Source organism: Pseudomonas sp. B21-048, assembly GCF_024748615.1.
In the GTDB taxonomy this organism is placed as follows: domain Bacteria; phylum Pseudomonadota; class Gammaproteobacteria; order Pseudomonadales; family Pseudomonadaceae; genus Aquipseudomonas.
Window position 1 is genome coordinate 460,332 of sequence record NZ_CP087168.1, and the last position, 12,928, is coordinate 473,259.

At 56.1% G+C, this 12,928-nt stretch carries 10 protein-coding genes; 9 read left to right on the forward strand and 1 reads right to left on the reverse strand.

Annotation, left to right across the window (positions count from 1 at the left end; genetic code table 11):
- Positions 1-196: 196 nt before the first annotated feature.
- The 9 genes from LOY56_RS02110 to LOY56_RS02145 all read left to right on the forward strand — a co-directional run bounded on the left by LOY56_RS02110 (position 197) and on the right by LOY56_RS02145 (position 12,068).
- Positions 197-2,215 carry a type VI secretion system tip protein VgrG gene (locus tag LOY56_RS02110; protein ID WP_258619321.1) on the forward strand — a complete coding sequence of 673 codons (2,019 nt, stop codon included), beginning with the start codon at positions 197-199 and terminating at the stop codon, positions 2,213-2,215.
- Positions 2,205-2,942: a DUF4123 domain-containing protein gene (locus LOY56_RS02115; protein ID WP_258619323.1), complete on the forward strand. Its 738-nt coding sequence runs from the start codon at positions 2,205-2,207 to the stop codon at positions 2,940-2,942. Before LOY56_RS02110 ends, LOY56_RS02115 begins: the two co-directional genes overlap by 11 nt.
- Positions 2,942-7,729 carry an RHS repeat-associated core domain-containing protein gene (locus LOY56_RS02120; RefSeq protein ID WP_258619324.1) on the forward strand — a complete coding sequence of 1,596 codons (4,788 nt, stop codon included), beginning with the start codon at positions 2,942-2,944 and terminating at the stop codon, positions 7,727-7,729. The genes LOY56_RS02115 and LOY56_RS02120 overlap by 1 nt, the downstream gene beginning before the upstream one ends.
- 7 nt (positions 7,730-7,736) lie before the next feature.
- A complete protein-coding gene (locus LOY56_RS02125; protein WP_309474871.1) occupies positions 7,737-8,156 on the forward strand; it encodes a hypothetical protein in 420 nt (139 codons plus the stop codon).
- Positions 8,157-8,202: 46 nt separating this feature from the next.
- The gene (locus LOY56_RS02130; protein ID WP_258619326.1) at positions 8,203-9,195 is read left to right on the forward strand and encodes a tetratricopeptide repeat protein; all 993 of its coding nucleotides are present in this window, start codon (positions 8,203-8,205) and stop codon (positions 9,193-9,195) included.
- Positions 9,196-9,355: 160 nt separating this feature from the next.
- Positions 9,356-9,982: a tetratricopeptide repeat protein gene (locus LOY56_RS02135; RefSeq protein ID WP_258619327.1), complete on the forward strand. Its 627-nt coding sequence runs from the start codon at positions 9,356-9,358 to the stop codon at positions 9,980-9,982.
- A gap of 9 nt (positions 9,983-9,991) precedes the next feature.
- Positions 9,992-10,327, forward strand: a complete 336-nt coding sequence (locus LOY56_RS26925) for a tetratricopeptide repeat protein (RefSeq protein WP_408980370.1) — start codon at positions 9,992-9,994, stop codon at positions 10,325-10,327.
- A gap of 348 nt (positions 10,328-10,675) precedes the next feature.
- Positions 10,676-10,999: a hypothetical protein gene (locus tag LOY56_RS02140; RefSeq protein WP_258619329.1), complete on the forward strand. Its 324-nt coding sequence runs from the start codon at positions 10,676-10,678 to the stop codon at positions 10,997-10,999.
- A gap of 229 nt (positions 11,000-11,228) precedes the next feature.
- A complete protein-coding gene (locus tag LOY56_RS02145) occupies positions 11,229-12,068 on the forward strand; it encodes a 23S rRNA (adenine(2030)-N(6))-methyltransferase RlmJ (protein ID WP_258619331.1) in 840 nt (279 codons plus the stop codon).
- Positions 12,069-12,192: 124 nt separating this feature from the next.
- Here the strand turns inward: LOY56_RS02145 and msrA are convergent, their stop codons facing one another.
- Positions 12,193-12,840, reverse strand: a complete 648-nt coding sequence (gene msrA / locus LOY56_RS02150; RefSeq protein WP_258619332.1) for a peptide-methionine (S)-S-oxide reductase MsrA — start codon at positions 12,838-12,840, stop codon at positions 12,193-12,195.
- Positions 12,841-12,928: the final 88 nt, after the last annotated feature.

Sequence of the window (12,928 nt, forward strand, 5' to 3'; positions counted from 1 at the left end):
AAAGGGGTTGGTGTTTTTGATGTCGCCTTCGCGGGCAACACACTACTTTTGCAGGGAATGTCTGTAGCCAAACATCCCGATTTTTGAAGGAAAAATCCCTAAAAAAGTAGGGAAAATCTGATTTCCTTGTCTCTCCGTCAACACCCCTTGTCGCTCATGCAGAATCGCCCGCCTTCATTCTGCAGAGACACATCGGATGTTCGCGCCTGCCAATCAACCGCGTTTCACGTTGACCCTCGACGGCGTCCAGAATGAGCTCAAGGTACTTGAGTTCACGGGCAAGGAAGCCATCAGCCAACCCTACCGCTTTGACCTGGAACTGGTCAGCGAACGGCCCGACATTGACCTCGAAAGCCTGCTGCACCGTCAGGCGTTTCTGAGTTTCGATGCACAAGGTTCCGGTATTCACGGTCAGATTTTTCGCGTCGGTCAGAGCGATTCCGGCCAGCGTCTGACGGGCTACCAAATCAGTCTAGTACCGCGTCTGGCGTACCTCGCTCGGCGCATCAATCAGCGAATCTTCCAGCACAAAAGCGTGCCGGCGATCGTCATGCAAATCCTCAAAGACCACGGCATCCAGCGCGATGCCTTCGAGTTCCAGCTCGGCAGCGCCTACCCCGATCGCGAGTATTGCGTGCAGTACGCCGAAAGCGATCTGGCGTTCATCCAGCGGTTATGTGCAGAAGTCGGCATTCACTACCACTTCCAGCACAGCCCCGAAGGGCATCTGTTGGTGTTCGGCGATGACCAGACGGTTTTCCCCCGGCTGCCCGAGCCGACGCTGTACCTGCCGGGCAGTGGAATGGCGGCAGATGCGCCGGCGATCAAGCGTTTCAACGTGAGGCTGGAAACCCGGACCACAGCCGTCACTCGCCGGGACTACGACTTCCATAAACCGCGTTTGCAACTCGAAAGCCGCCTCGACAGTGAGCAGCGCCCGGTGCTCGAGGACTACCACTTCCCCGGCCAATTCACCGATCGCGAACACGGCAAGCATCTGGCTCAACGGGCCTTGGAGCGCCACGGTGCAGATTACCGCCAGGCCGAAGGTCGCGGCGACGAATCTGCATTGGTCAGTGGGCATTTCCTGCACCTCGCCGAACACCCGCGTCAGGCGTGGAATGACCTGTGGTTAATCACCGAAATCGAACACCGTGGCCGACAGCCGCAGGTGCTGGAAGAGTCGGCCACCGGCGACAGCCCGGATGATTTCCAGGGCTATCGCAATACCTTTCTGGCGACGCCGTGGGACGTTTCCTTTCGCCCGCCGCTGGGGCCAGAAAAGCCGCGCATGCTCGGCTATCAGCCCGCCGTGGTCACCGGCCCGACCGACAGCGAAATCCATTGCGACGAGTACGGTCGAGTCAAGGTTCAACTCGCCTGGGACCGTGACGGTCAGCTCAACGAGCATTCCAGTTGCTGGCTGCGTGTCGCCACTGGCTGGGCGCACGACCGCTACGGCAGCGTGATGATTCCGCGAGTCGGCATGGAAGTGCTGGTGGGGTTCGTCGATGCCGATGCCGACAAACCGCTGGTGATGGGTTGCCTGCCCAACGCGGCGACCCCGGTGCCGCTCGATCTACCGGCGGACAAGACCCGCAGCATTTTCCGCAGCCAAAGTAGTCCCGGTGGCGGCGGTTACAACGAATTGCGCATCGAGGATCGCAAGGGCGCCGAGGAAATCTACCTGCGAGCCCAGCGAAACTGGACTCAGCACGTACTGAACGACCAACAGCTGCAGGTCGATAACGCCCGCAGCATCGTCGTCACCGGCACCGCCCGCCATGAGTTGAAGGCTGACGAAAAACGCATCACCCACGGTCAGCGCCAGACCGAAGTGCGGTTGGACGATCACTTGGTGGTGGCTGGCGACCGACACATTCGCGTGACCAGTCAGGCCCTCAAAGCCAGTCAGCAATTCCACGTCAGCGCCGGCCAGCAAGTGGTCATCGACGGCGGCGCCAGCGCGACCATTCAGGCGGGCGGGCAGTGGATCAACATCGGCCCCGGCGGGATTTTCAGCAGCGTGCCGATTCAGGTCGGTGGCGCACCAATGGCGGCCATGGCTGCGGCGCCGAGCCTGCCGGATGTTCCGTTGAAACTCGCCGCCGCCCCGGCGGCGCTGCTCAGTGCCGCACAAATACTCAGCCTGCAAAGCGACGCGCCATTCTGCGAAGAATGCGAGCGCTGCAAGGACGGTGTTTGTGCTGCCTGATGCCTTGTCACCTCACGCCTGGCTGGAGCGCCAGCCGCTGAAACCGGCGGAGCAACTGTTTGCGATTTTCAGCAGCGCCAGTGCGGCTGAACCGTTCAAAGCCTGGCAACGCTCGATCTCAGCTCAAGCACCGAGCCCGATTTGGGCTGATACCGCGTACGCCGAGTGGGAGGCGGTGATGCCCTATGTCGGAATCGTCGCTGCGGATAGTGAGTTTCTGGAGTGGATTGCCGCCACTGAGTCTCGCGATTGGGGGTGGTTGGCGGTTTCTTCTGCCCCTCAAGAAGCGCTGGTCGAACATTTGCGCAGCCTCACTCACGTTCTTTTACCAAACGGCAACGTGGTGTTTTTCCGTTTTTGGGATGGGCGTTATTTGTTGTCGATTCTTCAGTCTGTCGACGTTAACGCCACGCAGTTAATGCCTGTCATCGACCGTTGTTTGATCAATGGGGAACAGCTCGATATCGGTGGCAGTGCATTGAAAACCGCTAGGGATTTTCCGTGGTGGGAAGTTTCTGAATCGCTGCTCAAACACCTCGCCACTGAGTCCGCAACAACCCGCATCAACAACTTGATGAAGTGGTTGAGCGAGGACCGACCTGATTTATATGAGGCGTTCTCAGAGCGCGTATTGCGGCACAAAGTTGCGATCTTTTTGCAAGCGCCGGACCTGCCTCAAGCACCGAAATCAGCCTTGGTGGATTACCTGATATCGGAGCTGGACTGATGGATCAGATCATACGGATCGAGCAGGAGCTCGACGGTTTCAAAGACACCTTGAGTTTGTATCGCCAGCAGCTTGGCAGCTTCTTGAGCCGGAATGCGGACAGGGTCAGCCGGGCTACGGATATGCCGTCGCTGATGGACATGGAGCGGCTGATAAAACTTGGGAACACCACGACTGCTGTGAGCAGTGGCGATGATGATTTTTTGTCGGGTGTTGCGCAGTGTCCGGCAAATGGAATTCTGGAAATAGAGAGCAAGTTTGAATCGGTTTATGACATTCCGTTGGGGAATATTCAGGTCGATGTGATAGCCAGTGATGGCGGTGAAAGCACGCCGGCGTCGCTCGACGAAAACGGTAAAGGAAAGTTTAAGGGCACACCAGGCAAGTTCTATCGCGTCCATGTCCAGAGTGAAGTCACCCCAACGCAAATCGATGATCTGTTCTCCTCCTACGATGGCCTGACCACCGAGCTGGAGGGCTGGCTGCGCAAGGAGTGGGAAGGGTTCAAACCGCAATGGTCGCAGTCGATTTTTGTGGCCGCTGGTAACGGAACGCTGGCAGGCAGTTGGGCAGCAGTCATGGGTGTTTGGGATGGCCTGAGCCTTGTCTTTGACATCCTTAAGAATCCAACCGCTCACCTTGAACAACTCGGCAGTAGTGCACAGCAACTCATCGATCTGGCGAAGCAATCACCGGCAACGATGGAAAAAGCCATGTTGCTGGCTAGCGATGAAGCGGCGCTTTGTCTGCTGTTTCGTGCTGCGAGTCTTTGGCTGTCGGCGTTACCGCCTAGTGAAATGGCCGGCAACTCGGCAGAGGTGACCAGCCACGTCATCGTCTCGGTGATGATCGATATTCTGATTGCTTTGGCGCTGGCCTGGACGGGTGTCGGCATACCCGCCGCCAAAGCCTATCTCACACTTCGTGGGATTAAGTACGGGGCGTTGTTGGCTGGCCTTGCGATGCGTTTCGTCGAGGCCACTTTCAATATTCTCAACACCTTCATGAAGTACGTCGACCAGTACAAAGCAGTCGCCGCACGCGGGGTTGCTGCGGGTCTGAAGAAAGGTCGGATGCAACTGCGCTGGGATGCCAAGCGCAACACCACGCTCAAGCAAAACGAACACCACGACGACGCATCGAAACAGGCGACAAACCCCAACGGTGACAGCACCACTTGCGTGCCGTCCACCTGCAAGAACGGTTGCCCGGTGTCGATGGTCACCGGCGAAGAACTGCTGACCCTCACCGACGGTTCGCTGGACGGGATTCTGCCGTTCGACTTCACCCGGCTCTATCGTACTAGCGCCGCCGAGATCGATTGCGGCCTCGGTTTTGGCTGGAGCCATTCGCTCTCCCATCGACTGGAGATCGAGGGCGATCAGGTCACCTGGACCGACCACGAAAACCGCCGCACCAACTTTCCGCTGCCGAACCGCGAACGCCCGGCGATCCACAACAGCCTGTCGCGCGCGGCGATTTATCTCGGCGCTGACCCCGAGGAGCTGATCCTCGCCCAGGCTGGCGACGACACGCGTTTTTATCACTTTCATAACGGTCGGCTGACGGCGATCAGCGACGCGTACGACAACCGATTGCGCATCACCCGCGACCGTCAGGAGCGCATTCAACGCCTCGACAACGGCGCTGGCCGTGCCTTGCTGCTGCGCTATGACCGCGCTCATCTGATCGCCGTCGACTATCAGGTTCTTGTTCCAGTGCAGACCCTCGCCGAGGCCTGGCACACCGAGCAGACGCTGGTCAGTTATCACTACGACGAACGCGATCAACTGATCGAAGCGAGCAACGCCGCCGGGGAAAGCGAGCGTTACGACTACGACGACCAGCACGTGATTCTGCAGCGGCAACTCGCCGGTGGGGCGAGTTTCTTCTGGGAGTGGGAGCGGTCTGGCAAGGCGGCACGCTGCATCCGGCATTGGGCGTCGTTTGCGCAGATGGATGCACGGTATGTCTGGGACGATCAGGGCAGCGTTACGGTCCAGAACATCGACGGCAGCGAAGAGGTTTATGTCCACGACGACCGTGCACGGCTGGTGCGCAAGGTCGAGCTGGATGGTGGCGAACACCTCAAGGCCTATGACGATCAGGGTCGACTGATTGCAGAGCAGGATCCGCTCGGCGCCGTCACTGAATACCGCTATGACGAAGTCGGACGGTTGGTGGCGCTGATTCCGCCGCAAGACGAGCCAACGGCCTACGAGTACCGCAACGGTTTCCTGCATGCGCGCTATCGCGGCAAAGCGGTGTGGAAGTATCAGCGCAATGCCCAGGGCGATGTCACCGAAGCGACCGATCCCGATGGTCAGGTCACCCATTACCACTACGACGCTCAGGGGCGGTTGCTGTCGATTCGCTACCCGGACACCAGCCGGCATGTGTTTGTCTGGAATGCCTTGGGGCAGTTGCTTGAGGAAACACTGCCGGACGGTGGGCAGCGAAAATTCTCCTACGATGCGCTGGGTCGGCAGACGACCCGTCAGGACGAACACGGCGCGGTCACCCAGTCGCAATGGGATGCTGTTGGCCGACTGATCCAGACGATTCTTCCTACCGGCGCCAGCCGCGCCTACAGCTACAACGCCTACGGCAAGATCACCGCCGAACGCGACGAGTTGGGCCGCGTCACGCGCTACGAATACCTCGACGACCTGCACCTGGTCAGCCGCCGCTTAAATGCCGACGGCACCCAGCTGAAGTATCGCTACGACAACGCGCAGCTGTTGCTCACGGAAATCGAAAACGAATCCGGTGAGCAATATCGGCTGGACTACACCCCCGGCGGACTGATCCGACAGGAAACCGGCTTCGACGGCCAACGCACGGCGTACGCCTACGACCTCAATGGCCATCTGCTGGAGAAAACCGAATTCGGCGCTGACAGCTCGCAGCTGCTCACCGCTTATGAACGGGATTCGGCCGGGCGACTGCTGGTCAAAACACTGCCCGACGGCCTCAAGGTCGAATACCGCTACGACAGCCTTGGCCGGCTGATCGGCGTCGACGACGGCCACGACCATCCGCTGGAATTCGAGTACGACCAACAGGATCGCCTGATCACCGAACACCAGAGCTGGGGCACGCTGCGCTATGGCTACGACGCCTGCGGCCAACTCAATCGCCTGCGCCTGCCCGACGGCAGCAAACTCGATTACCACCACGTCAAGGGCGGCGCACTGGCGGCCATCGACCTCAACGGCGCGCGACTCACTGGCCACCAATTTACCTTCGGTCGCGAACAACAACGCCAGCAAGGGCAGCTGCTCAGCGACTATGCCTACGACGATCAGGGGCGTCTGAAAGCCCACGCCATCAGCCAACAGCAACAACCGATCTATCGCCGCGACTATGCCTACAGCGCCAACGGCAACCTCGACCATATCGCCGACACCCGCCACGGCCAACGGAACTACACCTACGACCCGCTAAACCGCCTGACCCGCGTTCGCCACACCCGCGACACCCCGCCGGAATCCTTCGCCCACGACCCGGCCGGCAACCTGCTGATGCAGGGCCGACCCGGCGTTGCAAAAGTGGTGGGTAATCGCCTGCTGATGCAGGGCGACCGGCACTACGACTACGACGCCTTCGGCAACCTGATCCGCGAACGCCGCGGCACCGCGCAGAAACTCGTCACCGAATACCGTTACGACTGCCAACACCGCCTGATTGGAGTCACCACCCCGGACGGCCGTTGCTCCAGTTACCGCTACGACGCCTTCGGGCGGCGTATCAAGAAAACCGTCGAGGGCAAAACCACCGAGTTCTTCTGGCAGGGCGACCACCTCGTCGCTGAAAGCAGCCGCGAGCATTACCGCAGCTACGTCTATGAACCCGGCAGCTTCCGCCCGCTGGCCATGCTCGACGGCAAGGGTCCGCGCAAGGCCTGCCCGTTCTACTACCAGCTTGATCACCTCGGCACGCCGAAGGAACTGACGGATTACGGTGGCGAGATCGTCTGGTCGGCGAAGTACAACGCCTACGGAAAAATCACGCATTTGGCGCTGGGCGGTGGTGAGCAATTCGAACAACCGTTGCGGTTCCAAGGGCAGTACTTCGATACCGAGAGCGGTCTGCACTACAACCGGCATCGGTACTATGATCCGGAGGTTGGCCGGTACCTGACGCCGGACCCGATCAAGTTGGCGGGTGGGCTGAACCAGTATCAGTACACGCCGAATCCGACGGGGTGGGTTGATCCGTTGGGGTTGAGCGGGAATTGTCCGCCACCGAATAAGCCTGGGTGTGGGGCGCCGGATGATACGACTGGCGCTAGGGTTGATGAGGGTGAGCCAGCGCTACCGAAGCTGACGGGTGATCAGCGGAGAGCACGAATTGATGAGTTGGCTGAAGCAAATGCTAAGAGGCGGGTCATAGAGTTTGAGAAAGAGTACGGTATGCACACCGTGGCAAAACATAATCCGGAAATACCTGACAAAGCACTAAAGCAGAGATCTATTGATGGCAGTCATCCAACAAAGAAAGGGAAAAAGGAGCCAATAAGGCCTAGTTCCCAGTTTAAAAGCTGGTTACTGCAATTTAATGCCATAAATGATGCAGTATCCAGGATGGATAGAAAGAATCCAGTGCCGACAGGATATACCCCAGATGGAGATCCCGTAATTAGGAAGGAAATGCCAGGAGGAGGAAGGGGGTATAAACCTAACTGGAAAAATAAGAGTAATCCAAGATATATAGAGAATCTTGATTATTCAGAAGTTAGATTTGATCAGGTAAGCGGGCGGCCTTATACCGCCTTTCCGGATTAGGAGAAACATGATGCTGACGTGGCCAAAATTCAATACTCCGTTTGAGCCTACGCTTTTTTACTGGTTGGGTGGAATCTCTGTTTTTGATCGCGAAGAAACTCTAGGTGCTGCCTTGTGGGTTTATAATCCGAATGATCAACATGATAGGGAGCAGATTATCAGAAAGTTTGTTTTAAGTAGGTTTGATAATCTAAGTTATAGGCATCGGTTTTTGTTGTTCAAAATCCTGGAAGATTCACTGTCTCTATCGGGTTTTGATTTTTCTACTCAGTTCGTAAGCGATTACGATGCAAATACTTTTTTGGCTTGGGACGAAGCAGAAATAATCGATCCTCGTGGTTTTTTTGAAGATGTATTAAGGCTGGCAAGTGAAGAGTGGAAAAATGATCTTCGAAAGGCAAGTTTGGAAGATCGATCTACTTGGTGATGGTAAAGTAAATTAATTGTTTTCTGGCTGTAGAAGTGGCCGTGCTATGGAAGGTTTTATTGTAATGGGCATATTGAGAAGAGTTGGAGCTTTTTCGATTTTTATAGCGACTTTATCTGTTGGTAATGTGCTCGCTAACCAGTCTAATGACCTGTTGGTTGCAATGGAGGCAGGAAGGTGTGTTCCCCAGGCAGAGAAACTTCATAAGATGGCGTTGATGGGCGATGCTTTGAGCCAGTTGGCGTTCGGGCAGGCCGCAAGCAAAAATCTCTGCGGAGTAGTGGAGATGGGGAAAGAATTTTCTTTTTATTGGTATCGCAAGTCCGCCGAACAGGGAAACGCTATAGCGCAAGCTGCGCTTGGGAAGCATCTTGCGACTTCGTGGGTACGTGAGGACGAGGAAGAGTCGTTGATTTGGTATCAGCGAGCTGCTGATCAGGGTAATGCGGATGGAAAGTTTGGTTTAGCTCAGTTGTATGGTCGCCCTAGGGCATGGTCAAAAAAAATACCTCATAGTGATGAGTTAGCAATGAAGCTTTATCACGAAGCCGCCTCTCAAGGCCATGAGCTTTCATATTTTGTACTGTCTCAAATTTATGAAAATGGAAGTAACGGTGTAGAGAAAAACGATGCGATCGCAGCACAGTGGTATCGTAAGGCCGCCGATAATGGTAGTTCTTTTGCTCAGAGTCAATTAGCACAAAGGTTCCAAGAGGGGCGTGGTGTTGATCAGAGTGACGCGGAGGCGAGGCGTTGGTATGGCAAGTCTGCTGCTCAGGGTAATGCATACGCTCAGACAAGTTTGGCAAAAATGTACCGTGACGGTAGCGGAGGTCTTCGTGATGAAAGTATGGCGCTACAGTTGTTTATAAAGTCCGCTGAGGAGGGCGAGTCTAATGCTCAGTTTGAACTTGGAAGGATGTATTTGTTAGGTTTGGGTGGCGTGCCGCAGAGTAGAAGTAAAGCCGAGCATTGGTTTGCCAAGTCAGCGGAGCGGTGGCATCCCTTGGCGATCAAAGAACTTGAAAATTTACGATAGCGAAATTTCTGGGCAAGGTCGTCGGAAGTTTTCTTTGGAAAATAAATATCCGTCCCCTTTGTTTTGAAGCAAGTTTGGCAGGTCGTTCTGCTTGGTAGTGGCAAATAATGTGATTGTGTTTGGTTAAATAAGTGATCGTGCTATGGAAGGTGTCGTTGTGTTGAGTGAGTTTAAAAAGGTTGTATTTTTTTCGGTTTTTTTAGCGGCTTTGCCCGTTAGTCATGTATCCGCTAACCAGTCGAATGATTTGTTGGTAGCGATGGAGGCTGGGAGGTGTGATCCTGAGGCGGCGCAACTGCATAAAATGGCATTGATAGGAGACGCTTTGGGCCAATTAGCCTTTGGGCAGGCAGCGAGCAAAAATCTCTGCGGAGTAGTAGAGATGGGAAAAGAGTCTTCTTTTTACTGGTATCGTAAGTCCGCGGAACAGGGAAATGATATAGCGCAAGTTGCGTTGGGAAAGTATCTGTCGACTTCGTGGGCTAGTGAAGATGAAGAAGAGTCGTTCATTTGGTATCAACGAGCAGCTGATCAGGGTAATGCGGATGCGAAATTTGGTTTGGCCCAGCTGTATGGGCGTGGTAGTTATTCCAAGAAAATTCCTAGGGACGATGAGTTAGCTCTTAAGCTTTATCGTGAGGCTGCTGCTCAAGATCATAAGATGTCATATCTTGTTCTATCTCAAGTTTATGAGGACGGAGGTAATGGTGTAGAGAAAGACGAGAAGGTCGCGGCGTATTGGTATCGTAAAGCAGCCGATAACGGTAGTGCTTTTGCTCAGTGGTAGTTAGCACAAATACTCCAAAAAGGGCGTGGTGTTGATCAAAATGATGTAGAGGCGAGGCTGTGGTATGGGAAATCTGCTGATCAGGGCAATTTATTCGCTCAGACAAGTTTGGCAAAAATGCACCGTGATGGTATCGGAGGCCCTCGTGATGAAAAATTGGCGCTGAAATTGTTTCTGGAATCCGCTCATGCTGGTGAATCTAATGCTCAATTTGAAATTGGGCGAATATATTTAGTCGGTTTACATGGTGTATCGCCGGATCAAAAAGAAGCCGAATCTTGGTTTAAAAAGTCAAATGAGAGACGGCGCCCCGTCGCTATAGACGAATTCGAGGGGTTGCGATAGAGGGGGTGGCGAAATTTCTGGGCAAGGTCGTCGGAAGTTTCCTTCAAAACGTATCGGTTTCCATGAACTGGTGCGAAGTGAGATCCATGGATAGTCTTTGGCTGTCGCTGCAAATGCAGTGGCAGGGTGTAGGAACCCTTGGAAATTCACCGCGCATCAGCGCTGTCGTTTGATTGCGGCACTTAATTCGTGCCCGTAAGATCGTTCGCGGCGGCTGTGCGCGGGGCACGCTTCGGCGTGGCTGAGTTTGGTGGATTCCTCAGTTTCCTACTCCCGCGTACGGCTGCCACCCAAGCCCGTAGGAAAGGCCGTTGGTAGCTTAAATTTATCCGCCAAAGGTCCCAAAAAATGAAAACACTGACCCCAGATCCTCCCTACGAAAAAATAATCCCTCATCCCGAAAACCGCTTCATGGCATTGACCGGCAATTGCAACGACATGCCCACGCTGTTCGTCGATACCCACGCGCCGATCGATGTTTTGTATGACGCTGCCAACTATCGAATTCGCGCCGTCACCCAGGTGCTGGAGAACATGTCGATGCGCGGTTCAGTCGAGTGTGAGTCCTTCATTCTCAGCGACTTTGCCTTGCTCTGTGCCATTCCATTGCGCGATGGGTGTGATGTGCTGGATGTGATTGGACGGCGGTTGCGGGCTCGGCCTTCGGAGTAATGCCGCAGAATGATCGTTCCCGCGCTCCTGCGTGGGAATGCAGCCCGTGACGCTCTGCGTCACATCGGTGCCCGGCTCGATGGTGTGGTTGGAACGCGGAGCGTCCCTTGAGGCATTCCCACGCGGAGCGTGGGAACGATCACCGTGTACCAGAATTGCCCGCTCGGCTGTGAGGCCCTGACGTCCAGCCCCGTACAAGGTAAACTTCCCGGCCTTCGCAGGAGCAATCATGAATTATCGTCACGCCTTCCATGCCGGCAATCACGCCGATGTGTTCAAACACCTGACTTTGACCCGCATCATCGCCTTGATGTCGCGCAAGGAGCAGCCGTTTGCCTATCTCGACACTCACGCCGGTATTGGTCTGTATGACCTGCAGGGCGACCAGGCCAGTCGTACCGGTGAGTACCTGGAAGGGATCGCGCGGTTGTGGGGTCAACCGGATTTGCCGGCGCTGACCGCCGATTACATGAAGGTGCTGCACGACATGAACCCGGATGGCCAGTTGCGCTATTACCCGGGCTCGCCGGAGTTGGCGCGGCGTCTGACGCGGCCGCAGGATCGGTTGATGCTCAACGAGAAGCACCCCGAAGATGGCTTGCTGCTCAAGGACAACATGGCCGGTGATCGTCGGGTGAAGGTTCACTTGGGCGAAGGCTGGCATGTGCCGCGTGCGATGTTGCCGGTGCAGGAGAAGCGGGCGGTGATGTTGATTGATCCGCCGTTCGAGCAGCTCGATGAGATGCAGCGTTGTGCGGCGTCTTTGAAAGAGGCGATTGGCCGGATGCGGCAGACGGTGGCGGCGATTTGGTACCCTGTGAAGGACCAGCGCATGTTGCGGCGTTTTTATCAGGATCTGGCCGGCACGGGCGCGCCGAAGTTGTTGCGGGTGGAGTTGCTGGTGCATCCGTTGGATACGCCCAATAGCCTGAATGGTTCGGGGTTGGCGATTGCTAATCCGCCATGGGGGCTGGAAGAGGAATTGCGTGAGTTGCTGCCGTGGTTGTCCAAGAAGCTTGGGCAGACCCAGGGTGGGTGGCAGATGGATTGGTTGATTGCTGAGAGTTGACCCGTGATCGTTCCCACGCTCTGCGTGGGAATGCATCCCGTGACGCTCTGCGTCACCTAAAACCGGAACGCGGAGCGTCCCCGGCGGCATTCCCACGCGGAGCGTGGGAATGATCGGTGCGCGGTTAGATCGGGCAGGTCACGCCTGTACCGCCAATCCCGCAATACCCTTCAGGGTTTTTGGCCAGGTATTGCTGGTGATACGTCTCGGCGAAGTAGAACGTCGGGGCTTCTTCGATTTCGGTGGTGATGGTGCCTTTGCCAGCCTTCGTCAGTTCCGCCTGGAAAACTTTCTCGCTGTTCTTGGCGGCTGCCAACTGGGCCGGGTTGGTGGCGTAGATCACCGAGCGGTACTGGGTGCCGATGTCATTGCCCTGGCGCATGCCCTGGGTCGGGTTGTGCAGTTCCCAGAACATCTTCAGCAGCGCTTCGTAGCTGACTTTTGCCGGCTCGTAGACCACCAGCACCACTTCGCTGTGGCCGGTCAGGCCCGAGCAGACTTCTTCATACGTCGGGTTTGGCGTAAAGCCGCCGGCGTAACCCACCGCCGTACTGACCACGCCTTCGCGCTGCCAGAACTTGCGCTCCGCGCCCCAGAAGCAGCCCAGGCCGAAGATCGCGAAATCCACGTCCATCGCGAACGGGCCCAGCAGTGGCGCGTCGTGGACGAGGTGTTTTTCCGGCACGGTCATTGGGGTTTCGCGGCCAGGCAGAGCTTGTTCTTTAGTCGGGAGCACGTTTTTGTTCACCAGAATTTCCGAGCGCAGAACCATGATCAGTCCTCTCAGTCAGGTTGAGATGTAAATACACGGACTGCCAGTGTGCCTAATGCCGGTCAGTTACGCACTACCCCTGTGGGAT

What these genes read in the sequence shown, in the direction of transcription:
- LOY56_RS02140 (WP_258619329.1), top strand. Translation starts at nt 10,676, where the DNA reads ATGAAAACACTGACCCCAGATCCTCCCTACGAAAAAATAATCCCTCAT.
- LOY56_RS02110 (WP_258619321.1), top strand. Translation starts at nt 197, where the DNA reads ATGTTCGCGCCTGCCAATCAACCGCGTTTCACGTTGACCCTCGACGGC.
- LOY56_RS02130 (WP_258619326.1), top strand. Translation starts at nt 8,203, where the DNA reads ATGGAAGGTTTTATTGTAATGGGCATATTGAGAAGAGTTGGAGCTTTT.
- LOY56_RS02120 (WP_258619324.1), top strand. Translation starts at nt 2,942, where the DNA reads ATGGATCAGATCATACGGATCGAGCAGGAGCTCGACGGTTTCAAAGAC.
- LOY56_RS02145 (WP_258619331.1), top strand. Translation starts at nt 11,229, where the DNA reads ATGAATTATCGTCACGCCTTCCATGCCGGCAATCACGCCGATGTGTTC.
- msrA (WP_258619332.1), bottom strand. Translation starts at nt 12,840, where the DNA reads ATGGTTCTGCGCTCGGAAATTCTGGTGAACAAAAACGTGCTCCCGACT.
- LOY56_RS02125 (WP_309474871.1), top strand. Translation starts at nt 7,737, where the DNA reads ATGATGCTGACGTGGCCAAAATTCAATACTCCGTTTGAGCCTACGCTT.